The sequence below is a fragment of the Methylobacterium trifolii genome (genome assembly GCF_022179685.1).
Taxonomy (GTDB): domain Bacteria; phylum Pseudomonadota; class Alphaproteobacteria; order Rhizobiales; family Beijerinckiaceae; genus Methylobacterium; species Methylobacterium trifolii.
Map to the genome: position 1 here is coordinate 51,110 of NZ_BPRB01000035.1, position 20,966 is coordinate 72,075.

The 20,966-nt window shown below is 70.5% G+C and carries 24 protein-coding genes; 11 read left to right on the top strand and 13 right to left on the bottom strand.

Annotated features, from left to right (window positions below; translation table 11 throughout):
• The first annotated feature begins 105 nt into the window (after window positions 1-105).
• A complete protein-coding gene (locus tag COGEMETH_RS03105) occupies window positions 106-1,347 on the top strand; it encodes a KpsE/RkpR family capsule polysaccharide export protein (protein ID WP_238181163.1) in 1,242 nt (413 codons plus the stop codon).
• Window positions 1,348-1,552: 205 nt separating this feature from the next.
• Here COGEMETH_RS03105 and dxr read toward each other — a convergent pair whose 3' ends face one another.
• The 4 genes from dxr to pyrH all read right to left on the bottom strand — a co-directional run bounded on the left by dxr (window position 1,553) and on the right by pyrH (window position 5,310).
• Window positions 1,553-2,731 carry a 1-deoxy-D-xylulose-5-phosphate reductoisomerase gene (gene dxr, locus COGEMETH_RS03110; protein ID WP_238181164.1) on the bottom strand — a complete coding sequence of 393 codons (1,179 nt, stop codon included), beginning with the start codon at window positions 2,729-2,731 and terminating at the stop codon, window positions 1,553-1,555.
• Window positions 2,732-2,742: 11 nt separating this feature from the next.
• Window positions 2,743-3,606 (bottom strand): phosphatidate cytidylyltransferase, encoded by an 864-nt coding sequence (locus tag COGEMETH_RS03115; RefSeq protein ID WP_238181165.1) that lies wholly within the window; start codon window positions 3,604-3,606, stop codon window positions 2,743-2,745.
• A gap of 288 nt (window positions 3,607-3,894) precedes the next feature.
• On the bottom strand, window positions 3,895-4,458 hold the full coding sequence (frr, locus tag COGEMETH_RS03120; RefSeq protein ID WP_238181166.1) for a ribosome recycling factor: 564 nt from the start codon (window positions 4,456-4,458) through the stop codon (window positions 3,895-3,897).
• A gap of 132 nt (window positions 4,459-4,590) precedes the next feature.
• Window positions 4,591-5,310 carry a UMP kinase gene (gene pyrH / locus COGEMETH_RS03125; RefSeq protein ID WP_238181167.1) on the bottom strand — a complete coding sequence of 240 codons (720 nt, stop codon included), beginning with the start codon at window positions 5,308-5,310 and terminating at the stop codon, window positions 4,591-4,593.
• Between the two features lie 254 nt (window positions 5,311-5,564).
• Between pyrH and COGEMETH_RS03130 the strand changes: the two genes are divergently transcribed.
• The gene (locus COGEMETH_RS03130; RefSeq protein ID WP_238181168.1) at window positions 5,565-5,789 is read left to right on the top strand and encodes a DUF4926 domain-containing protein; all 225 of its coding nucleotides are present in this window, start codon (window positions 5,565-5,567) and stop codon (window positions 5,787-5,789) included.
• Complete coding sequence (locus COGEMETH_RS25760; protein WP_373875306.1) at window positions 5,786-6,295, top strand: DUF6883 domain-containing protein; 510 nt, start codon at window positions 5,786-5,788, stop codon at window positions 6,293-6,295. The genes COGEMETH_RS03130 and COGEMETH_RS25760 overlap by 4 nt, the downstream gene beginning before the upstream one ends.
• Here the strand turns inward: COGEMETH_RS25760 and tsf are convergent.
• The 9 genes from tsf to COGEMETH_RS03175 form a co-directional block, all read right to left on the bottom strand.
• The gene (tsf, locus tag COGEMETH_RS03135; RefSeq protein WP_238181169.1) at window positions 6,198-7,124 is read right to left on the bottom strand and encodes a translation elongation factor Ts; all 927 of its coding nucleotides are present in this window, start codon (window positions 7,122-7,124) and stop codon (window positions 6,198-6,200) included. The genes COGEMETH_RS25760 and tsf overlap by 98 nt on opposite strands.
• A gap of 155 nt (window positions 7,125-7,279) precedes the next feature.
• Window positions 7,280-8,350, bottom strand: coding sequence for a 30S ribosomal protein S2 (locus COGEMETH_RS03140; protein ID WP_238181170.1), 1,071 nt, complete (start codon window positions 8,348-8,350; stop codon window positions 7,280-7,282).
• A 167-nt stretch (window positions 8,351-8,517) separates the two neighbouring features.
• Window positions 8,518-9,249 (bottom strand): pseudouridine synthase, encoded by a 732-nt coding sequence (locus tag COGEMETH_RS03145; protein WP_238181171.1) that lies wholly within the window; start codon window positions 9,247-9,249, stop codon window positions 8,518-8,520.
• A complete protein-coding gene (locus COGEMETH_RS03150; protein WP_238181195.1) occupies window positions 9,246-10,151 on the bottom strand; it encodes a class I SAM-dependent methyltransferase in 906 nt (301 codons plus the stop codon). Before COGEMETH_RS03150 ends, COGEMETH_RS03145 begins: the two co-directional genes overlap by 4 nt.
• Window positions 10,152-10,266: 115 nt before the next feature.
• Window positions 10,267-11,244: a GTPase Era gene (gene era, locus COGEMETH_RS03155; RefSeq protein ID WP_238181172.1), complete on the bottom strand. Its 978-nt coding sequence runs from the start codon at window positions 11,242-11,244 to the stop codon at window positions 10,267-10,269.
• A 2-nt stretch (window positions 11,245-11,246) separates the two neighbouring features.
• Complete coding sequence (rnc, locus tag COGEMETH_RS03160) at window positions 11,247-12,041, bottom strand: ribonuclease III (protein WP_373875307.1); 795 nt, start codon at window positions 12,039-12,041, stop codon at window positions 11,247-11,249.
• Window positions 12,038-12,838, bottom strand: a complete 801-nt coding sequence (gene lepB / locus COGEMETH_RS03165; RefSeq protein WP_238181173.1) for a signal peptidase I — start codon at window positions 12,836-12,838, stop codon at window positions 12,038-12,040. The genes rnc and lepB overlap by 4 nt, the downstream gene beginning before the upstream one ends.
• Window positions 12,839-13,000: 162 nt before the next feature.
• Window positions 13,001-13,414: a holo-ACP synthase gene (gene acpS, locus COGEMETH_RS03170; RefSeq protein WP_238181174.1), complete on the bottom strand. Its 414-nt coding sequence runs from the start codon at window positions 13,412-13,414 to the stop codon at window positions 13,001-13,003.
• Window positions 13,411-14,160, bottom strand: a complete 750-nt coding sequence (locus COGEMETH_RS03175) for a pyridoxine 5'-phosphate synthase (protein WP_238181175.1) — start codon at window positions 14,158-14,160, stop codon at window positions 13,411-13,413. The genes acpS and COGEMETH_RS03175 overlap by 4 nt, the downstream gene beginning before the upstream one ends.
• A gap of 140 nt (window positions 14,161-14,300) precedes the next feature.
• On the opposite strand from COGEMETH_RS03175, the gene COGEMETH_RS03180 reads away from it, so the two are divergent.
• From COGEMETH_RS03180 to alr, 8 genes are all read left to right on the top strand, one after another.
• Window positions 14,301-14,675, top strand: coding sequence for a PH domain-containing protein (locus COGEMETH_RS03180; protein WP_238181176.1), 375 nt, complete (start codon window positions 14,301-14,303; stop codon window positions 14,673-14,675).
• 273 nt (window positions 14,676-14,948) lie between these two features.
• A complete protein-coding gene (gene rpsF / locus COGEMETH_RS03185) occupies window positions 14,949-15,437 on the top strand; it encodes a 30S ribosomal protein S6 (RefSeq protein ID WP_238181177.1) in 489 nt (162 codons plus the stop codon).
• Between the two features lie 3 nt (window positions 15,438-15,440).
• Entirely contained in the window at window positions 15,441-15,695 is a 255-nt protein-coding gene (gene rpsR, locus COGEMETH_RS03190; RefSeq protein WP_238181178.1) for a 30S ribosomal protein S18, read from the top strand.
• Between the two features lie 123 nt (window positions 15,696-15,818).
• On the top strand, window positions 15,819-16,850 hold the full coding sequence (locus COGEMETH_RS03195) for a hypothetical protein (RefSeq protein WP_238181179.1): 1,032 nt from the start codon (window positions 15,819-15,821) through the stop codon (window positions 16,848-16,850).
• 44 nt (window positions 16,851-16,894) lie between these two features.
• On the top strand, window positions 16,895-17,467 hold the full coding sequence (gene rplI / locus COGEMETH_RS03200; protein ID WP_238181180.1) for a 50S ribosomal protein L9: 573 nt from the start codon (window positions 16,895-16,897) through the stop codon (window positions 17,465-17,467).
• Between the two features lie 254 nt (window positions 17,468-17,721).
• Window positions 17,722-19,209 carry a replicative DNA helicase gene (locus COGEMETH_RS03205; RefSeq protein WP_238181181.1) on the top strand — a complete coding sequence of 496 codons (1,488 nt, stop codon included), beginning with the start codon at window positions 17,722-17,724 and terminating at the stop codon, window positions 19,207-19,209.
• 37 nt (window positions 19,210-19,246) lie between these two features.
• Window positions 19,247-19,732, top strand: a complete 486-nt coding sequence (locus tag COGEMETH_RS03210) for a DUF29 domain-containing protein (protein WP_238181182.1) — start codon at window positions 19,247-19,249, stop codon at window positions 19,730-19,732.
• Between the two features lie 59 nt (window positions 19,733-19,791).
• Window positions 19,792-20,943, top strand: a complete 1,152-nt coding sequence (alr, locus tag COGEMETH_RS03215) for an alanine racemase (RefSeq protein WP_238181183.1) — start codon at window positions 19,792-19,794, stop codon at window positions 20,941-20,943.
• The last annotated feature ends 23 nt before the right edge of the window (window positions 20,944-20,966 follow it).

The following is a 20,966-nucleotide window of genomic DNA, read 5'->3' on the forward strand; positions in this document are numbered from 1 at the left end:
TTGGGTGCGGCGGACATGGTTTCGCCGCGGGCGCATGCGAACGAATCGGACCGCGCCTGCACGCGACAGGCCCCGGAACACCACGTTGCGAGCCCTGCGAGCCCCATGAACGTCGAGATCCGCAAAGCGCAGGGCCAGCCGCTCACGACCGCCGACCGCTCGAACGCGGTCGCCGAGTCCCTGCGCCAGATCGCGCGGGTGTCCCGCTTCGTCGACCGCAAGAAGGGCATCCGGTCCTACCAGAGCCACGTCAAGAGCGACCCGTGGCTGCCGGTGCTGTTCGTGCTCTGCTTCCTGCTGCCGACGCTGGTCGGCGCCGCGTATTTCGGCCTCGTCGCCTCGGACCGCTACGTCACCGAAGCGCGCTTCGCCATCCGCCCGGCGCTGGGCGGCGCCGAGAAGGCCAGCCCGGACTCGGTCGGCACCAATTCCGGCGTGCCGAGCCAGATGGTCGCCCAGGACACGCTCATCACCTACGAGTACGTCCTCAGCCGGCCGATGCTGGAGGTGATCCAATCCAAGCTCCCGATCCGGACGTGGTTCAGCCGCGACGAGATCGACTACTTCTCCCGCTTCGATCCCGAGAAGCCGATCGAGAAGCTGCTCAAGTACTGGCGCAACCGGGTCGCGATCGACGTCGAATCGGGATCGGGCATCATGTCGCTGACCGTGAACGCCTTCGACCCGGCCGAGTCGCTGGCGATCACGCAGGCCGTCCTCAAGGAGGCCGAGCGGATGGTCAACGACCTCAGCATGGCCGCGCGCAAGGACGCGGTGGCCGAGAGCAACCGCGAACTGAAACTCGCCGAGGAGCGGATGGCCAGGATCCGCCTGGCCGTGCGCGACCTGCGCAACCGCGACGGCATCCTCGACGCCCAGAAGACCAACGAGACGAACCTGAAGGTGGTCGGCGAGCTGCGCGCCACGCGCATCAACCTCGCCGTGCAGCTCACCCTGGGCCAGCGCGACCTCGGTCCGGAATCCCGCCGGATTCAGGACATGAAGGCGCAGATCAAGGAACTCGACGACAACATCGCCCGGATCGAGCGTCAGTCGGCCAGCTCCGATCCGGAGCAGAAGCGCCTGCTCTCCGACGCGCTGACGCGCTTCGAGGCCCTCGACAACGACCGCAAGGACGCGGAGAAATACTACGCCAAGGTGCTCTCGGCCGACGAGCGCGCCCGCATCATCGCCGCCCGGCAGATCGAGTTCTTCAGCCCGATCGTCCAGCCGGTCATGGCCGAATCCTCGACGCAGCCGCGCCGGCTCCTGATGACCAGCCTGGTCGCGGCCGGTGCCGCGATCCTGTTCGCCGGCGCGCTGTTCGCCCGCAAGCAGATGGTGTGATCCGCCCTCTCGCGGGCGGCATCAGGCAACGGCTCCCGGCGCGCGGGCCAAGTGAAGACGCTCCGGCGAGCGTAGCGGAACCTGTCCCCCGTGGAGAAGCCCTCGCGCTGCGCCGGCTCGGACTCAAAGGCGGCGATCCCGGCCGACCTGCAGCGCCGGGGCGAGCTGCGATGAGCCGTCTCTCGCGGCCCGGACCGATGGGCGATCAGCCCGCCGCGCGCATCCGCGGCGTTGCCTCCAGGCTCCAGGCCCGAACCTCAGCGTCGATCGCCAGGGCCTCGTCCACGTCGGCCGGCGCCGTGCGGTAGCGGGCGGCGAAGTGTTCGCAGGCCCGCTCGACCAAGTCGGCGATGTCGTAGAACCGGATCGCGCCACGGATGAAGGCGGCGACCGCGATCTCGTTGGCCGCGTTCATCACGGTGGGCGCCGCGCCGCCGTCGGCCAGCGCCGCGCGGGCGATGCGCAGGCAGGGAAAGCGGGCCTCGTCGGCCGGCTCGAAGGTGAGGCTGCCGGCGGCCGCCAGATCGAGAGGCCGGCCGCGGGCAATGGTCAGCCGGTCGCCGAGGCCGAGGCAATGGGCGATCGGCACCCGCATGTCGGGCATGGCGAGACCGGCGGTGACGGCGCCGTCCAGCCAGTAGACCAAGCCGTGCACGATCGATTGCGGGTGCACGATCACGTCGAGGCGCTCGGGCTCCAGGGCGAAGAGGTGGTGGGCCTCGATCAGCTCCAGCCCCTTGTTCATCAGGGAGGCCGAATCGATGTTGATCTTCATGCCCATCGACCAGGTCGGGTGGGCGGCGGCCTCCGTCGCCGAGGCGGCCGCGATCCGCTCACGGGTCCAGGTGCGGAACGGGCCGCCGGACGCCGTGATCGTCATCTTGGCGACATCCGAGACCGGGCCGTTGCCCAGCGCCTGGGCGAGCGCGTTGTGCTCGGAATCGACGGGCAGGAGCTTGGCGTTGTAGCGGGCGGCGTCCCGCATGAAGGCGTCGCCGGCGCAGACCAGGCTCTCCTTGTTGGCGAGCGCCACGGTGCGCCCGAGCCGCAACGCCGCGTGGGTCGGCTTGAGGCCGGCGGCCCCGCTCACCGCCGCGACCACGATGTCGGCGTCGCGCGCCACCGCCTCCAGCACGGCCGACTCGCCGGCCCCGTTGGGGATGCCGGAGCCGGACAGCGCCTCGGCGAGCGCCGGCCCTGCGCTCGCGTCGGCCAGGGCGGCGAACTGCGCGCCCATCTCGCGGGCGAGTTTGGCGAGCGCCACCGCGTCCCGCCCGCCGACCAGGGCGCCGACGCGGAAGCGGTCCGGATGCTGGGCCAGCAGGTCGGTGGTCGAGCGGCCGATCGAGCCGGTGGCCCCGAGGATTGTGACGGTGAGGGTCACGACGAACTCCTTCAGACCGCGCCGAGGCGGTTCAGGACCAGATACAGGCCGGCGAGCAGGGCCACAGCAAAAAAACCGTCGAGCCGGTCCATGACGCCGCCGTGGCCCGGGATGGACTTGCCGGAATCCTTGACGCCGTAGCGGCGCTTCAGGGCGGATTCGAACAGATCGCCCCCCTGGCTCAGCATCGAGGCGAAGCCGCTGACGAGCGCCACCACCGGCAGCGGCGTGTCCGCGAGCGGGCTCCAGCCCTGGGCGCGGGCGAGCAGGACGATGCCGATCCCGGCCGCCACCGCCCCGACGAGCCCGCCTGCAGCGCCGGACCAGGTCTTCTTGGGCGAGACCGCCGGCATCAGCTTGGGGCCGCCGAACGTGCGACCGGAAAAATAGGCGCACACGTCCGTGGACCAGACCACGGCGAACATCCAGGCCGGGCCGAGGATGCCGATCTCCGGCGCGTCGCGCAGGGCTACCGGCACCAGGGCGATCACCGCGGCACCGAGCAGGCCGCAGAGCGCCCTGAACCGTCCCGGCCCACCCTGCGCAAGGACGAGAACGAGGACGGCGCCGACCCCGAGGATGGCGAGACCGGCGAGGAGCGGCGCGCGCCCGTGCAGGCACAGCACCGTTCCCAGGAGCGTCGCGGCGACGATCGCAACGAGCAGCCGGCGCGGCCCAGTCCGGCTCATGCCGATCCACTCGGCAGCCCCCACGATGCCGGCAGCCAGCCAGATCAGCGCGAAGGGCCAGCCCCCGAGCACCAGGGCCGCGACGACCAGGGCGGCCAGCACGATGCCGGAGACCACGCGCAGGCCGAATTCGCGCCCCGCGAAGGGGTTGCGGCCGGCACCCGCGGCTTCGCCGGGGGCCGCCATCAGCCGGCCCGCCGGACGGGGCCGATCCGCTCGTCGTGCATCGTACCCCCGACCCGGCGCACCGGTTCGGAGCCCGTTCGGCCTCCGAAATGGGTCGTCAGCCGACGGGACGGGTGGATCGAAGGGTTCATCCCGTCCATCTCCCTCATCCTGAGGTGCTGCGAAGCAGTCTCGAAGGAGCTCTCCAGATACCGCAGAGACCTCCGGAGGCCTCCTTCGAGGCCTCCACTGCGTGGACGCACCTCAGGATGAGGGGGATGGGCGGGATCATGCATGTCGAACAGGCTCTTAGACCTGCATGATCTCCTTCTCCTTGTTGGCCAGCACGCCGTCGATCTCGCCGATGTGCTGGTCGGTGGCCTTCTGCACGTCGGCCGCCTGGCGCTTCTCGTCGTCCTCCGAGATGGCGCTGTCCTTGAGGAGCTTCTTGAGGTGGTCGAGCCCGTCGCGGCGCACGTGGCGCACGGCGACGCGGGCCTCCTCCGTGTACTTGTGGGCGACCTTGACCATCTCCTTGCGGCGCTGCTCGTTCATCTCGGGGATGCGCAGGCGGATGGTCTGGCCCTCGGTCTGGGGGTTGAGGCCGAGGTCGGATTCGCGGATCGCCTTCTCCACGGCGGTGACCATGGAGCGGTCCCAGACCGATATGGAGAGGAGCCGCGGCTCCGGCACGCTGACGGTGGCCACCTGCGCCATCGGCATCGACGAGCCGTAGGCGTCGACCTGGATCGGGTCGAGCAGGCTCGGCGTGGCGCGACCGGTGCGCAGGGAGCCGAGGTCCTTGGAGAGGGAGGCGACGGCGCCCTGCATCCGGCGCTTGATGTCGGCGAGGTCGAAGTCCGGTGTGGCCATGTCTGACGAATCCCGACAGGTCTTTTCTTGAAGCGGACCGGCCCGACGGGCCGGATTGCGTGTGGCCTCAATGGACGAAAACCGGGCAGGCCGCAAACCGCTCCGGACAGGACCATCGTCTCAGGCAGAATATCAGGGGACCACGTGCGTCGAGGGCGCAGCGCCGGTCAGGATCGCGGCGATCGAACTCGGGGGATGGACCGAGCCGACGACGATCGAGAGCCGGCTCTCGCGGGCGAGCGCGAAGGCCGCCGTGTCCATGATCTTTAGGTCGCGCGCGATCGCCTCGTCGTGGGTGATGCGGTCGTAGCGGGTGGCGTTCGGGTCCAGCTTGGGGTCGGCCGAGTAGACGCCGTCGACTTGCGTGGCCTTCAGCACGGCGTCGCAGCGCAGTTCGGCCGCGCGCAGGACGGCGGCCGTGTCGGTGGTGAAGTACGGGTTGCCGGTGCCGCCGGCGAGCACCACGACCTGCCCCTTGTCGAGGTGGTGGAGCGCGGGCTGGCGCGCGTAGGTCTCGCAGATTGTCGGCATGGAGACGGCCGACATGGTGCGGGCCTGGACGCCGGCGGCGTTGAGCGCCGTCTCCAGGGCGAGCGAGTTCATCACGGTGGCCATCATGCCCAGCGAATCGCCGGTGGCCCGGTCGATGAAGCCGGCCTGGGAGATGCGCGCCCCGCGGATCATGTTGCCGCCGCCGACGACGAGGGCGACCTCGATGCCCGTCTCGATGGTGCGGGCGATGTCCTCGGCCAGCCCCGCGAGCGTCGGAGGGTGGAGCCAGTAGCCGTCGGGGGCGGCCAAAGCCTCGCCGGAGAGCTTGACGAGGACCCGGCGAAAGGGCGTTTCCGACATCGAGCCATCCCTTCGCCGGCGCAAATCCGCCGCGTGCTTCCGAACCGAGGGGCTTCTACGTCAGGGGCATGGGAACAGTCGAGAGTGACTGAAGCCCCTGGCTGACTGGAATGGCGGGGCTCTGCCAGTACACATCGAAGAACGCACGACTTGCGCCGGGTTCGCAATCGCGTAGCCTGAGGCTTCGGCGGTCGCACCGGGGCATCGCCAAGTAAGGATCGACGGGCCTGTCGTTCGAGCCGAGGTCCGGCCTCGTGCCCTACGAGCGCCGCCACGCGATCGACGCGCTGGACGAGGTCACGCTCGCCGTCGCCATGCGCAGCGACGACGGAGCCACGATCCCTGAGGGGTCGAGCGGCACCGTAGTCGGCGTCTGGGCCGGAGGGAACGCCTTCGAAGTGGAGTTCTCCGAACCCTTCCATGCTCTGGCGACCGTTGAGCGAGCGGCCATCGCGCAGAGCCTCAAGGCCGCTTCTTGACGCCCTATATCTCGTGGCCTGCCGGGTTCGTCATCCATCCCCGGAAGATCACGCATTATCTCCTGACACCGGCGAGCCGGGACGGTCGGCCCAAGGCGAGGTTCTTCGAAAACCATGGGTTCGTCGCGCCGCCGCCGGATGGACTCGCGCAGGCCCTGATCGCGCATACGAGCCTGGAAACCGATGTCGGCAACCTGGTCGTGCCGCGCGGCCACAAGCTGATCTTCGAAGGCCCCATCCCGACGCCGACCGGCCCTTCGCCGCGCGTCAGATCGGTGTGGATGGTCGATTCCGGCGGGACCGGTGTGGCACGCCTGGTCACGGCCTATCCGTTCGGAGCAGCGTGGCGGCAACTAAAAAGCCCCGGCCTTGCGGGCCAGGGCTCCTCGTCAAGCGCTTGCGAAAGGGTCAGGCGCGGCCGGCCTGCTGGGCGACCTCGGTGGCGAAGTCCGGGCCCTCTTCCTTCTCGATGCCCTCGCCGAGCGCGTAGCGGACGAAGCCCGTGAGGGCGACGGGGGCGCCGACCTTGCCGGCGGCGTCCTTGAGCACCTGCGAGACCGTCTTGGAGCCGTCGTGCACGAAGGGCTGCTCCAGCAGGGTGACCTCCTTGTAGTAGGTCTTCAGGCCGCTCTCGACGATCTTGGCCAGCACGTGGTCCGGCTTGCCGGCGTTCTTCTCGCGCAGGATGCCGATCTCGCGGTCCAGCGTCGCCTGGTCGACGCCGGAGGCATCGAGCGCCACCGGGTTGGTGGCGGCTACGTGCATGGCGATCTGGCGGCCGAGGGTGGAGAGCGCGTCCACGTCGCCCTCGGACTCCAGTGCCACGAGCACGCCGATCTTGCCGAGGCCCTCGGCGATCTGGTTGTGGACGTAGCTCGCGATCACGCCCTTCTTCACGTCGAGCTTGGCCACGCGGCGCAGGTTCATGTTCTCGCCGATGGTGGCGATGAGGCTCTGGAGCTTCTCCGCCACGGTGGCCGAGTCGCCGGGGAAGTGGGCGGCCTGCAAGCCATCCAGGGTCCCGTCGCTGTCCAGTGCGGTCTTGGCGGCCTCGCGGGCGAAGGCCTGGAAGGCGTCGTTGCGGGCGACGAAGTCGGTCTCGGAGTTCACCTCGACGATCGCGGCATGGTGGCCGGAAGATTCGACGGCCACGAGCCCTTCGGCGGCCACGCGCCCGGCCTTCTTGGCGGCCTTGGCGAGACCCTTCGTGCGCAGCCAGTCGACGGCGGCCTCGAGGTCGCCGGCCGTCTCGTTGAGCGCGCCCTTGCAGTCCATCATGCCCGCGCCGGTCTTCTCGCGCAGTTCCTTCACCATCGCGGCGGTGATGTTGGCCATGGCCGGTCCTTTCGTAGAAATCGAGTGATCTAGAGGATCGAACGATCTTGGAGATCAGATGAGAGGAGCCCGACGCTCCGAAGGAGCGCCGGGCCCGGATGTGTCAGCGATCCGCGGGCGGCCCGAGCAAGGGCCGGCGCGAAACCCCAAAGAGATCAGGCGGCGGCGGCGGCCTCGGCGAAGCCGCGGGCCTGCTCGACCCAGCCGTCGCGGCCGAAGCGGCCGTTGAGCTTGAGGTCGCCGTCGACCTTGGCGACGTCGTCGGCGCTCATCGCGGCGATCTGCCAGTAATGGTAGATGCCGGCGTCGTTGAGCTTCTGCACGATCTGCGGACCGGCGCCGTTCAGCTTGGTCAGGTCGTCCGGCGCGCCGCGGGGGGCGGCGAGCAGCTCGAAGTGCTCGGTCGTCTCGGCGAGCATCGCCACGTCGGCCGGGTCGAGGGCACCCGACTCGACGGAGACCGCGGCCGCGTCGTCGTTGGCCGGCAGCTCCTCGGCCATCGGCTCCTCGGAGGCGCCGAGGTCGACGCCCGAGGTGCCCTGGCCGCGGGAGATGCCGTCGATCGCCGCGCGGGCGACGAGGTCGCAGTAGAGGGCGATGGCACGGCCCGCGTCGTCGTTGGCCGGCACGACGTAGGTGATGCCGTCCGGGTTGCAGTTGGTGTCGACGATGGCCGCGACCGGGATGCCGAGGCGCTGGGCCTCCTTGATCGCGAGCTGCTCCTTATTGGTGTCGATCACGAACAGGAGGTCGGGCACGCCGCCCATGTCCTTGATGCCGCCGAGCGCCTTCTCGAGCTTGCTCTGCTCGCGGGAGAGCATCAGGCGCTCCTTCTTGGTCAGGCCGGGACCGCCGGTCTCAAGGGTCTCGCTGACCTTGCGCAGACGCGAGATCGAGCCCGAGATGGTCTTCCAGTTGGTCAGCATGCCGCCGAGCCAACGAGAGTTGACGTAGTACTGGGCGGAGCGCTTGGCGGCCTCGGCGATGGTGTCGGCGGCCTGGCGCTTGGTGCCGACGAACAGCACGCGGCCGCCCTTGGCCACCGTGTCGCTCACGGCCTGGAGGGCCTGGTGCATCGCCGGCACGGTCTGGGCGAGGTCGATGATGTGGATGTTGTTGCGGGTACCGAAGATGTAGGGCTGCATCTTCGGGTTCCAGCGGTGGGACTGGTGACCGAAATGGGCGCCGGCCTCGAGGAGCTGACGCATAGAGAAATCGACGGCCATGATGTGTGCTCTCCGGTTGTGTCCGCCGCGGAGGGATGCGACCGGCCAAGGGGGCCGGTCACCGGAAACGCCTCATTCAGGCATGAGGCCGGCTCCGCGTGTGGGATGGGCGGCCCCTTAGCAGAGGCCGCCGGGCAAGGCAATTTTTTTCGTTTATCCGGCGGCGGTCAGGTCCCGGCGAAGACGGCCGCGACCGCCTCGGCTCCCATCACGCGATAGCCCCCTGCCCCCAGGTCGGCCGGCAGGTCGAGGCCGCCGACCCGGTCGCGGTGGAGGATGGCGACATGGTTGCCCACGGCCGCGAACATGCGGCGGACCTGATGGTAGCGCCCCTCGGTCAGGGTCACTTCGACGTGGGTCTCGTCGTGGATGGCGAGCGCCACCGGCAGGAGCGGCCGGTCCTCGCCCTCCAGCATCAGCGTGCCGGAGGCGAAGATCGCGGCCTCGTCGCCCCGCAGCGGCCGGTCGAGGGTGGCCTGGTAGCGCTTGGCGACGTTGGCCTTGGGCGAGATGATCCGATGCAGCAGGGCGCCGTCGTCGGTGAGCAGCAGCAGCCCCGAGGTTTCCTTGTCCAGGCGCCCGACCGTGGAGAGCGGCGGGTCGCGCCGGCGCCAGCGCTCGGGGAGCAGGCCGTAGACCAGGGGCCCAACCTCCTTGTGCGAGCAGGTGACGCCCAGCGGCTTGTGCAGCATCAGACTGATGCCGGGCAGCGGGTCCAGGGGCTCGCCGCCGACCGTCATCCGCCCGCTCAGGTCGGGGTCGAGGGGGATGCGTCCGCCCGCGTCATAGATCGCGTCCCCGTCGAGGCGGATCGCACCGGCGCGGGCGAGCATCTGGATCTCGCGGCGGGAGCCGTAGCCGAGGTTGGCCAGCAGCTTGTCGAGCCGCACGGCCTTCATTTGCGCGCCTCGTAGACCTTGTAGCCGCTGGCCGAGGCGACCGGCGTGACGTGGCGGAAGGCCGCGCGCAGGGGGGCCTCGTAGGGCAAATGGGCGTTGGCCGTGAGCCAGAGGGTGCCGCCGGGCCGCAAGACCTCGGCGGCACGCGCGATGAAGACTTTTCCCAAGGCCTGGTCCTCCGCGCCGCCGTCGTGGAAGGGCGGGTTCGTCACCACGAAGTCGAGGCGCGCCAGGGTCGGGTCCGCCGCGCGGATGTCGGCCCAGCGGACCGTCGCGCGGGGATCGCCGACGTTGCGTCGCGCCATCTCGACGGCGCGGCGGTCGATGTCGATCAGGCCGAGGCCGGTCACGGCGGACGAGGCCAGCACCGCGCGGGCGAGGATGCCGAGGCCGCAGCCGAAATCGGCGCCCACGCCCTTGAGGGCGGGCAGGCTGGCGAGCAGGAGGGCACTGCCCGGATCGAGCCGGTCCCAGGAGAAGATGCCGGGCTGCGTGCACAGGGCGAGGTTGTCGACGTGCCGGGGACCGCCCTCCGCGGTCGCCGCCTCCAACCCCTCCGGCGCCGCGGGACGGATCGTGGTGCAGATGCGGTGGTGGCGGCGCGGCGCATCGGCCACCGTGCAACCGAGGCCGGCGAGCTCCTTGGCGAGTCGCGCGCCGCCGCGGTCCTTCGGCGCCAAGGCGAGCAGCGTGCCGCCGGGCTCCAGCCCGCGTAAGGCGAGCGCCAGGACGTAGCGGCGCTCCATCGTGCCGGGCGGCGCGAGCAGGGTCGCCCCGGCAAGGGTTCCCGGCGGCACGTCCTCCAGCCGGGCCGAGCCGGGGATCAGCGGGGAGACCTGGACGGCCTCCTCCGGGATGTCGGCGAGGTCGGCCGGCGGCAGGCCGTAGACGGCGTGGCGAATCGGGACTGTCACGGGTTCAACGGGCTTTTTTCGGAATGCGCCGCCGCCGCGGGCGCCGACGAGCGCTCCGCTGAGGGAATCGGCGAATCCGGGAGGGACGGGCCCCTTCAATACCTCAGCCGCGGGGGAATTCGAGGCCCATCTCGCGGTAGCGGGCGGGATCGTCGGCCCAGTTCTCGCGCACCTTCACGTGCAGGAACAGGTGGACCCGGGCCTCGGCGGCCTCCGCGATCTCCAGGCGCGCGGACTGCCCGATCGCCTTGATGGTCTGGCCGCCCTTGCCCAGCACGATCGAGCGCTGGCTCTCGCGCTCCACGAAGATGGTCTGCTCGATCCGCACCGAGCCGTCGGACTTCACGACCCACTGGTCGGTCTCGACGGTGGAGCGGTAGGGCAGTTCCTCGTGCAGCCGGTCGTAGAGTTTTTCCCGCGTAATCTCGGCGGCGAGCTGGCGGATCGGCGCGTCGGAGATCTGGTCCTCCGGGTAGAGCCAGGGGCCGGAGGGCATCCGCGCGGCGAGCGCCTTGCGCAGGGCCTCGATCCCGTCGCCGTTCAGGGCCGAGATCATGAAGGTGTCGGCAAACGGCACCGCCGCGTTGAGGCGGGCGGCGAGATCGAGGAGCTTCTCCCGCAGGATCAGGTCGATCTTGTTCAGGATCAGGATCTTCTCGCGGCGCACGTCCGGCAGGCGGGCGAGGATGGTCTCGACCTCCTCGGTCACGCCCTTGCGCGCGTCCACGAGCAGGCAGACCGCGTCGGCATCGGCCGCCCCGCTCCAGGCGGAATGCACCATTGCCCGGTCGAGGCGGCGCTTGGGCGCGAAGATGCCCGGCGTGTCCACGAGCACCACCTGGGCGCTGCCCTCGATCATGATGCCGCGCACCAGCGCCCGCGTCGTCTGCACCTTGCGGGAGACGATGGAGACCTTGGTGCCCACGAGGCTGTTGAGCAGGGTCGACTTGCCCGCGTTCGGCACGCCGATCAGCGCGACGAAGCCGGCCCTGGCATCGACCGGGGTGCCGGGGAGCAGGGAGGGCGGCGGGATGTGGTCCGGAATCGGATCGGGAATCGGATCGTGGGTCTCGTCTGACATGGTCACGTCCTGTCCGGTGCGGCCGTCTCGGGGCGGGGGGAGGCGCCCTCCACGATGCCTTCCCGCTCCATCACGGCGCGGGCGGCCTCCTGCTCGGCCAGCCGCTTCGACGGGCCGTCGCCGTGGCCCGGCTCCAGGCCCCGGACCGACACGGCGATACGGAAGCGCGGGGCGTGGTCGGGGCCGGAGCGGGAGACCACCTCGTAGACCGGGATCGAGAGGCTGCGGCCCATCGCCCACTCTTGGAGGGCCGACTTGTAGTCGCGCAGGTGCGGCGCATCGGTGAGTTCGCCCGGCCGGAAGGCCGCGTCCACGACCGCGAGCGCCTTGGCATAGCCCGCATCGAGGAAGACCGCCCCGAGGATCGCCTCGCAGACGTCGGCCAGGATAGTCTGGTTGCGCCGCCCGCCGCCCGTGACCTCGCCCTGGCCGAGGGCGAGATGGGGCCCGACGTCCCAGGCGGCGGCGACCGCCGCGCAGGTCTCGCGCCGCACCAGACCGGCGAGGCGCCGCGACAGGTCGCCCTCGTCGGCGTCCGGAAACGCCGCGTAGAGCCGGTCGGCGATGGCCAGCCCCAGCACCCGGTCGCCCAGGAATTCGAGGCGCTGGTAGCTGTCGGCGCGGCCGGCGGCCTTGCTCGAATGGGTGAGCGCGCGCGCCAGCAGGCCCTGGTCGGAGAAGGCGTGGCCGATGCTGGCCTCGAGGGCGGCGAGGGGCGGCCTCGGCCGGTGGGCGCGCCGCGCGCGGGAGGAGCGCGCGGCGGGCGCTGGCGCCAGCTCGGGCCGTTCGTCGGTCAACGGATGGTCGAGAACAGCCGGCCCCAGCGCACGTGGGCGGGCCAGTTCCAGACCTGCCAGGCGGGCGTGCCCTCGTCGATGGAGAAGAAGATCATCTCGGCCCGGCCGACGAAGTTCTCGAAGGGCACGTAGCCGACGTTGGCGAGGTCGCGCGAATCGGTGGAGTTGTCGCGGTTGTCGCCCATCATGAAGAAGTGGCCGGCGGGCACCGTGTAGAGTTCGGTCTTGTCCCAGAAGCCGTTGTCGCCGTCGCGCTCGATCACCCGGTGGACCACGCCGTTGGGCAGGGTCTCGTCGTATTGCGGCACCTTGGTGGCCTGGCCGTAGGGATCGATGGTCTCGTAGTCGGCGATGCGCTCGCGCTTGACCGGCTTGCCGTTGATGTTGAGCAGGCCGTCGATCATCTGGATCTTGTCGCCGGGCAGGCCGATCACCCGCTTGATGTAGTCGGTGGCGTTGTCCTTGGGCAGCTTGAACACGGCGATGTCGCCGCGCTTGGGCTCGGCCGCCCAGATGCGCCCCTCAGACTTGATCGGGATGTATTCGCTCAGGGGCAGGGAATATTTCGAGTAGCCGAAGGAGTATTTCGAGACGAACAGGTAGTCGCCGATCAGCAGCGTCGGCACCAGCGAGCCCGAGGGGATGTTGAAGGGCTGAAACAGCAGCGTGCGCACCACCAGGGCGATCAGGAGGGCCTGGAGGCCGACCTTGATGGTCTCGCGGATGCTGGCCCAGGTGCCGCCGTCCGCGGACCTGACCTCGTGCTTGCCGTCCTGATCCACGCGGGCGCGTTCCATCTCGCTTACGTCTCGGCTCGATCTCGTCGCGGCCCGGGGCGGGCCGTCCGGTCGGCGTGTCGCCGCGGGGGCGCTTGGCCTGAGGAATGCGCCGCAATCGTGTCCGCTGCGTGCCGGGGTCTAGACCAAGCGCCGCCCCCCCGCAACGGACCGGCCTGCCGGCTAATCCCGCACCGTGCCGAGGGGCACCGCTTCGACGATCACGAACGCCTGCGCCATCGGCGGGTCGTCGGTGAGCGTTATGTGGAGGCGCGCCTCGTGGCCGGCGGGCAGCATCTGCGCGAGCCGCGCCGCCGCGCCCCCGGTGAGCCGCAAGGTCGGACGGCCGCCGGGGAGGTTCACCACTTCCATGTCGCGCCAGAAGACGCCGCGGCTGAGGCCGGTGCCCAGCGCCTTGGCGCAGGCTTCCTTGGCGGCGAAGCGCCGTGCGTAGGAGGGCGCGCGGGCCGCGCGCCGGTCGCATTTCTCGCGCTCCCCTCGCGTGAACACCCGGTGCGTGAAGCGCTCGCCGAACCGCTCCAGCGAGCGCGCGATGCGGTCGATGTCGCAGAGGTCGGAGCCGATGCCGAGGATCATCGGGGCATCCGCGCCCGGTCCATCGCGGCGCGCATGTCGCGCACGGCCTGCCCCAGCCCGACGAAGATCGCCTCCGCGATCAGGGCGTGGCCGATGTTCAGCTCGCGGATCTGCGCCAGCCGCGCCACCGGCCCGACGCTGTCCAGGGTCAGCCCGTGCCCGGCATGGATTTCGAGGCCGAGCCCGGCGCCGTGCCCGGCGGCACGCACGATCCGGTCGAGTTCGCGGGCGGTGCGGGCGGCGTCGCCCGCCACGACGGCCTCGCAATAGCTGCCCGTGTGCAACTCGACGACGGGGGCGGCGAGCGCGTGGGCCGCCTCCATCGCGGCCGGGTCCGGCTCCACGAACAGCGAGACCCGGATGCCGGCCTGCGACAAGGCGCGGATGCGGGGGCCCAGGTGCTCGCGACCCCCGACGATGTCGAGGCCGCCCTCGGTGGTGCGCTCCTCCCGCTTCTCCGGCACGAGGCAGGCGGCGTGCGGACGGGTGGCGAGGGCGATCCCCACCATCTCGTCGGTCGCCGCCATCTCGAAGTTCAGGGGCACCGGCAGGTCCCGCAAAGCCGCGATGTCGGCGTCGCGGATGTGGCGCCGGTCCTCGCGCAGGTGCGCGGTGATGCCGTCGGCCCCCGCCTCGATGGCGGTGCGGGCCGCGCGCAACGGGTCCGGATAGCTGCCGCCGCGGGCGTTCCGCACGGTGGCGACGTGGTCGATGTTGACGCCGAGGCGCTGGGCGGAGGCGGGCATGGCGCGGGCATCCCGGTGACGGATGCGGGCGCTGTAGACCATTTTTCACGGGAAGCGGAGCCCGGCCCGGGTGCGGGGCCGATGATTTCGACGGCCCCCGAACCCACATCCGATCCGGTTGGATGAGGCGGGAGGGGGCAATGGGGTTTCTCGACGGGCTGCTCGGCCACGGCAGCGACCTGACGCCGGGCGAGGTGAACGAGCAGATGGCCGGCGTGCTGGTCGAGGGGGAGCCGGTGCGGGTCGCCTTCAAGGTGATCCGCGACCTGTTCGTCTTCACCGACCGGCGCCTGATCCTGGTCGACCGGCAGGGCCTGACGGGGCGCAAGGTCGAGTACCTCACGGTGCCTTACCGGGCGATCACGTCCTTCTCGATCGAGACGGCCGGCAGCTTCGACCTCGATTCGGAACTGAAGATCTGGATCTCGGGAAGGCCCGAGCCGATCCAGAGGACGCTCAAGCGCGGCGCCAACATCCTCGGCATCCAGCAGGCGATCGCGGGCTCCCTGAAGTGATGCGCCCCGCGCGGCGGACGCCGCCGCGCTTGCGCCAAGTCGGAAAACCGACTATGCGCCGCCCCTCGCGTTCGCTCCGGCTGGGGGCTGAACGGACGGTGCCGCTCGCGGTGCAGGGACTGGTTCCCGTCGTCCTGTGTCTCCGCCTTCGATCAACCGCTCGGGCCCGATAACGGCTCGAAGGGCTTGGCGCCGGGCGATGCGAACGAACCGGCCCGGCGATTCCACGCATCTCTCGCGCGTCGCGGCCCCATTCCAGATGAAGGGCCCGAAATGCCTCTCTACGAACACGTGTTCCTGGCACGCCAGGATGTCACGTCCCAGCAGGTCGAGACGATGATCGAGACCTACAAGGGCGTGGTCGAACAGAACGGCGGACGCTTCGAGAAGATCGAGATGTGGGGCGTCAAGTCCCTCGCCTACCGGATCAAGAAGAACCGCAAGGCGCACTTCACGCTCCTGAACATCGACGCACCCCCGGCGGCCGTGGCCGAGATGGAGCGCCAGATGCAGATTTCGGAAGACGTGCTGCGCTTCATGACGATCCGCGTCGAGGACCTCGAGTCCGAGCCGTCCGCGATGATGCAGAAGCGCGACCGCGACGACCGCAAGGATCGTGAGCGCGGCCGCCGTCGTGACGACGATGGCTTCGGTGGTGGGGGTGGCGGCGGCGGCTTCGGCGGCGACCGCGACCGTGGGGACCGGGGCGACCGCGCAGACCGCGGCGACCGGCCCGAGCGCAACTTCGGCGGGGAGAACTAAGTCATGGCATTCGGTGCTGGTGGCGCCGGCGGTGGCCGTCGTCCGTTCTTCCGTCGTCGCAAGACCTGTCCCTTCTCCGGCGCCAACGCGCCGAAGATCGACTACAAGGACGTGAAGCTCCTCTCCCGCTACGTCTCCGAGCGCGGCAAGATCGTGCCGTCCCGAATCACCGCGGTCTCGGCCAAGAAGCAACGCGAACTCGCCCAGGCGATCAAGCGCTCCCGCTTCCTCGGCCTGCTGCCCTACGTCATCAAGTAGGCACCCTCCCCCACGTTCGGGGGCATCCACACGTCCGGCCGCCCGGTGCGGCCGGACATCGTTGGGGCGGCTCCCGCCTCTAACCCCGGCCGCGGCATGCGGGCCGGCGGGACAGCGGATTTCATGGTCCAGAACCTCGGCATCGGCATCGGCGCGGGCCTCGTCTCGGCACTCCTGTTCGGCGTGCTCCTGAAGGCGACGCCGCTGGCCATCGTGCTCTACCTCCTCGCGCCCCTGCCGATCCTGATCGTCGGCCTCGGCTGGAGCCACAAGGCTGCGCTCGCGGCCGCCGTGTCCGGCAGCCTCGCCCTGGCGCTGGTGGTCTCGCCCTTCCTCGGCCTCGGCTTTGCCGCCTACCTCGCCGTGCCGGCCTGGTGGCTCGCCTACCTCGCGATGCTCGGCCGCGCCGGACCGGACGGCGGCATCGAGTGGTATCCGGTCGGGCGCCTGCTCGGCTGGGTCGGCGCCACCGCGGCGCTCGCCTTCATCGCCATCGCCTTCCTGTCCGCCCCCAACCACGCGGCCTTCGAGAGCCAGCTCCGTTCGCTGGCCGGCACCGTCGTCCGGGCGCAGATGCGCGACGTTCCGGCCCCTCCCGCGCGCGCCGAACCCAAGCCCGGCGAGGCCGCCCCCTCCGACGCGAAGCCCGACGCCGACGGGAAGCCGGACGCCGCCCCCGACGCTGCGCAGGCCGAAGCCCATGCCGACCTTGCCGACGCGCTCGCCCGCGTCGTCCCGGCCTTCGCCGCCAACGGGCTGGCACTCCTGCTGACCTTCTACCTGTGGGCGGCCGCCCGCATCGTCAGGATTTCCGGACGGCTGCACCGGCCCTGGCCGGACATCCCCGCGACCGTGATGCCGCGCGCGGTGCTGGCGCTTCTGGCCGGCGCCGTCGTCCTCGCCTTCGCCCCCGGCTATGTCGGCATCCTCGGCAGCGCCCTGATCGGCTCGCTCTGCGCCGTGTTCGCCCTCCAGGGCCTCGCCGCCTTCCACGACCGCAGCCGCGGCCGGCCCGGCCGCGGCATGATGCTGTTCGGGATGTACCTGATCCTGTTCGTGACGCAGGGCATCGCCCTCGTCGCCCTCACCCTGTTCGGCCTGGCCGACACCGCCCTCAACCGGCGCCGCCCGAAGGACGGCGTCGCGAGACCTTGAGAGACCCGCCGATCCGGCGAACCAACCGAAAGAGGAACAAGACGATGGAAGTGATCCTGCTTGAGCGCGTGGCCAAGCTCGGCCAGATGGGCGAGACCGTGAACGTGCGTCCGGGCTTCGCCCGTAACTTCCTGCTCGCCCGCGGCAAGGCCCTGCGCGCCACGGAAGGCAACAAGAAGCACTTCGAGACCCAGCGCGCCCAGCTCGAGGCGCGCAACCTCGACCGCAAGAAGGAGGCCTCGGCCGTCGCCGAGAAGCTCGACGGCCAGACCTTCGTCCTGATCCGTCAGTCGGGCGAGTCCGGCGTGCTCTACGGCTCGGTCTCGACCCGGGATCTCGCCGAGGTCGTCACCAAGGACGGCTTCTCGGTCGAGCGCGGCCAGTTCACCCTGAACCAGCCGATCAAGACGCTGGGCCTGCACACCATCCCGGTGGTGCTCCACCCCGAGGTCGACGTGAAGATCACCGTCAACGTCGCCCGCAGCCCTGAGGAGGCCGAGCGTCAGGCCCGCGGCGAATCCGTCACCGAGCGCGAGGCGTTCAACCTCGACGACCTCGGCCTGGAAGTCGGCATGGCGCTCGCCGATGCCGGCGAAGGCGCCGACGACCGCAACTGATTCTTTTAGTCCTCCGCCGCGTGGGTCTTCCGATGCGGTGGGTTGCGGGGATCACGATCCGACAGGGTTGACAAGTTCCACATTTGTTCCAGCATGGACGCCCGCCACTCCCCGAGTGGCGGGCGTCCTGCGTTCGGTCCCGGCGCGGTTCGGAATCCCCCGGCTAAGCAACGGTCAACCATGCCGGTGCCATGGTTGCGGGGATGAGGTTTGGAGCGCCGCCCGCCGGGCTGCGCCGATTCGGAGCGTCGCCCATGGCCCTGCCCAACGCCCTGACGGCCAAGCTCGAGGCCGTGCAGGCGGAATACCGCGTCGCTCCTCACAACATCGACGCGGAGCAGGCCCTGCTCGGCGCGCTACTGGTCAACAACGACGCTTTCTACCGGGTCTCGGACTTCCTCCTGTCCGAGCATTTCATGGAGGACGCCCACCAGCAGATCTTCTCGGTGGCGGCCTCTCTGATCAAGGCGGGCAAGCTCGCCACGCCGATCACCATGAAGACCTATCTGGGCGACGCCGATTTCGGCGGCCAGACGGTGATGCAGTACCTCGCGCGGCTGGCCGCCGACGCCACCACCGTCATCAACGCGGGCGATTACGGCCGCACCATCTACGACCTCGCCATCCGCCGCCGGCTGATCACCATCGGCGAGGACCTCGTCAACGGCTCCTACGAGGCGCCGGTGGAATCGGCGCCCCGCGACCAGATCGAGGAGACCGAGCGGCGACTCTACGAGCTGGCCGAGGCCGGCAAGTACGACGGCGGCTTCCAGAAGTTCTCGGACGCCCTGACCGCGGCCGTCGACATGGCGGCCAAGGCCTACCAGCGCGAGGGCAAGCTCTCCGGCATCGCCACGGGGCTCTCCGACCTCGACGCCAAGATGGGCGGCCTCCAACCCTCGGATTTGATCATCCTCGCCGGGCGTCCCGCCATGGGCAAGACCTCGCTCGTGACCAACATCGCCTTCAACATCGCCAAGGCCTACCAGGGCGAGAAGCAGGCGGACGGCACGATCAAGACCAAGAACGGCGGCATCGTCGGCTTCTTCTCCCTCGAAATGTCGGCCGAGCAGCTGGCCACCCGTATCATCGCCGAGCAGTCCGGCGTGCCCTCCTACAAGATCCGCCGCGGCGACATCCGGCCCGAGGACTTCTACAAGATCACCGACGCCGCCCGCGACATGCAGACGATCCCGTTCTACATCGACCAGTCCGGCGGCATCTCCATCGTGCAGCTCGCGGCCCGCGCCCGCCGCCTCAAGCGCCAGAAGGGCCTCGACGTCCTGATCGTGGACTACCTCCAGCTGCTCGCGGGCTCGGGCAAGCGCAGCGACAACCGGGTGCAGGAGATGACCGAGATCACCACCGGCATGAAGGCCCTGGCCAAGGAACTCGCCGTCCCGATCATCGCCCTGTCCCAGCTCTCCCGCCAGGTCGAGAACCGCGACGACAAGCGCCCGCAGCTCTCGGACCTGCGCGAATCCGGCTCGATCGAGCAGGACGCCGACGTGGTGATGTTCGTCTTCCGCGAGGAGTATTACGTCAACAACAAGAAGCCGCGCGAGGGCACCGAGGAGTTCTTCGCCTGGGAGACGGAGATGAACCGGGTCCACGGCAAGGCCGAAGTCATCCTGGGCAAGCAGCGGCACGGGCCGACCGGCACGGTGGAGCTGCAGTTCGACGCCAATATCACGCGATTCTCGAATCTCGCGCAGAGCGACCGCCTGCCTGAACAGATGTGATAGGGTCGGCCCCGGTTCGATCGGAGGGGGCGGTTCGGTGGCGGGTCCGGAGCAGGCGAAGGGGCCCGAAGTGCCGGGCACGCCGCCCGAGGCGGACGTCCACGCCTGGGCCGTGGAGCAGGCGGCCCACCTGCGCGCCCGCGCCTGGGACAGGCTCGACGCCGAGCAGGTGGCCGAGGCGATCGAGGGGCTGGCCTTCATCGAGCGGCACCGGCTGGCCGAGACCCTCCAGGGCCTCCTGCGCCACCTGCTGAAATGGGACCACCGGCCCGAGGGCCGGACCCGCGGCTGGACGGCCGCGATCTGGAACGGGCGCCTCGACGCCGAGGCGCTCCTGCGCGACAGCCCGAGCCTGGGGCCGGCCCTCGGCGAGGTCCTGGGGCCGGCCTACGCGAAGGCGCGGATCGAGGCCGCCGACGACCTCGGCCTGACGGAGGACGTGTTCCCCAAAGCCTGCCCCTACGACTTCGAGACGGCCCTGACCCGGCCGATCCCGTGGGCCTCGGCGAACGGCGACGCCTGACCGTCACGGCGGTGAGCCCGACCTGCCGCGAGACTTGCATCGGCGGGCGGCGGGATGTCATGCCGCCCCGCGGACGAGAGCACCGGAGCCCGACCATTCCGCCCGAGACCAGAGCCCCGACCGGAGAACGCAGCCCGCCGGCCGCCCATGGCGCCCGCCTGACCGTCGACCTCGGCGCGATCGGCGAGAACTGGCGGCGGCTTGGCGTGCGGGCGCCGGACGCCGAGTGCGCCGCGGTGATCAAGGCCGACGCCTATGGCTGCGGCCTGTCGATGGTGGCGCCGGCCCTGTGGCGGGCCGGCTGCCGCACGTTCTTCGTCGCGCACCTGTCGGAAGGCCTCGAGGCCCGCGCCTGCCTGCCCGAGGCCGCCATCTACGTGCTGAACGGCCTGCTGCCGGGCAGCGCGTCACTTTACATCGCGAACACCCTGCGCCCGGTCCTCGGCTCGGTGGAGGAGCTGTCCGAATGGGCCGCCCTGTCGCCGGGGCGGATGCCGGCAGCCCTCCACGTCGATACCGGCATGAACCGCCTCGGCCTGCCGGTGCCGGACGCGCTGGCGCTGGCGGGCGATCCGCGGATCCGGGCGGCCGGGATCGACCTGGTGATGAGCCACCTCGTCAGCGCCGAGTTGCCGGACGAGCCGGTCAACGCCCGGCAGGTCGCCGATTTCGCACGGGTCGCCGCCGCGTTCCCGCACCTGCGCGCATCGTTGGCCAATTCCTCCGGCGTGTTCCTGGGCGGGGAGGCCCACCATCAACTCCTGCGGCCGGGCTACGCCCTGTTCGGCGGCAATCCGGTTCCCGGCCAAACGAATCCGATGCGGCCGGTGGTGCGGCTGGAGGCCGGGATCGCGCAGGTGCGCACCGTCGAGGCCGGGCAGAGCGCGGGTTACAACGCCCGCTGGACCGCCTCCGGCCCGCGCCGCCTCGCCACCCTGTCGCTGGGCTACGCCGACGGCTATCCCCGGGCCGCGAGCGGGCGCGGACACGCCCTGGTCGACGGCGTGGCCTGCCCGATCCTCGGCCTCGTCTCGATGGACCTCGTCATCCTCGACGTGACCGGTGTGCCCGGCGCCGCCCGCGGCGGCCGCGCCACCCTGATCGGCGATTCCCTCGACCTCGACACGGTGGGGCGGGCGGCAGGCACCATCGGCTACGAAATCCTGACGGGGCTAGGTTCCCGTTATGTTCGAGCGTATGCTGGCGGCTGACGCCGGACCGCATCCCCGAAGCG

Excerpts from the sequence above, each read along its gene's own strand:
- COGEMETH_RS03105 (WP_238181163.1), top strand. The coding sequence starts at position 106 with ATGAACGTCGAGATCCGCAAAGCGCAGGGCCAGCCGCTCACGACCGCC.
- COGEMETH_RS03115 (WP_238181165.1), bottom strand. The coding sequence starts at position 3,606 with ATGGCGGCCCCCGGCGAAGCCGCGGGTGCCGGCCGCAACCCCTTCGCG.
- frr (WP_238181166.1), bottom strand. The coding sequence starts at position 4,458 with ATGGCCACACCGGACTTCGACCTCGCCGACATCAAGCGCCGGATGCAG.
- pyrH (WP_238181167.1), bottom strand. The coding sequence starts at position 5,310 with ATGTCGGAAACGCCCTTTCGCCGGGTCCTCGTCAAGCTCTCCGGCGAG.
- tsf (WP_238181169.1), bottom strand. The coding sequence starts at position 7,124 with ATGGCCAACATCACCGCCGCGATGGTGAAGGAACTGCGCGAGAAGACC.
- COGEMETH_RS03140 (WP_238181170.1), bottom strand. The coding sequence starts at position 8,350 with ATGGCCGTCGATTTCTCTATGCGTCAGCTCCTCGAGGCCGGCGCCCAT.
- COGEMETH_RS03145 (WP_238181171.1), bottom strand. The coding sequence starts at position 9,249 with ATGAAGGCCGTGCGGCTCGACAAGCTGCTGGCCAACCTCGGCTACGGC.
- era (WP_238181172.1), bottom strand. The coding sequence starts at position 11,244 with ATGTCAGACGAGACCCACGATCCGATTCCCGATCCGATTCCGGACCAC.
- lepB (WP_238181173.1), bottom strand. The coding sequence starts at position 12,838 with ATGGAACGCGCCCGCGTGGATCAGGACGGCAAGCACGAGGTCAGGTCC.
- acpS (WP_238181174.1), bottom strand. The coding sequence starts at position 13,414 with ATGATCCTCGGCATCGGCTCCGACCTCTGCGACATCGACCGCATCGCG.
- COGEMETH_RS03175 (WP_238181175.1), bottom strand. The coding sequence starts at position 14,160 with ATGCCCGCCTCCGCCCAGCGCCTCGGCGTCAACATCGACCACGTCGCC.
- COGEMETH_RS03180 (WP_238181176.1), top strand. The coding sequence starts at position 14,301 with ATGGGGTTTCTCGACGGGCTGCTCGGCCACGGCAGCGACCTGACGCCG.
- rpsF (WP_238181177.1), top strand. The coding sequence starts at position 14,949 with ATGCCTCTCTACGAACACGTGTTCCTGGCACGCCAGGATGTCACGTCC.
- rpsR (WP_238181178.1), top strand. The coding sequence starts at position 15,441 with ATGGCATTCGGTGCTGGTGGCGCCGGCGGTGGCCGTCGTCCGTTCTTC.
- COGEMETH_RS03195 (WP_238181179.1), top strand. The coding sequence starts at position 15,819 with ATGGTCCAGAACCTCGGCATCGGCATCGGCGCGGGCCTCGTCTCGGCA.
- rplI (WP_238181180.1), top strand. The coding sequence starts at position 16,895 with ATGGAAGTGATCCTGCTTGAGCGCGTGGCCAAGCTCGGCCAGATGGGC.
- COGEMETH_RS03205 (WP_238181181.1), top strand. The coding sequence starts at position 17,722 with ATGGCCCTGCCCAACGCCCTGACGGCCAAGCTCGAGGCCGTGCAGGCG.
- alr (WP_238181183.1), top strand. The coding sequence starts at position 19,792 with ATGCCGCCCCGCGGACGAGAGCACCGGAGCCCGACCATTCCGCCCGAG.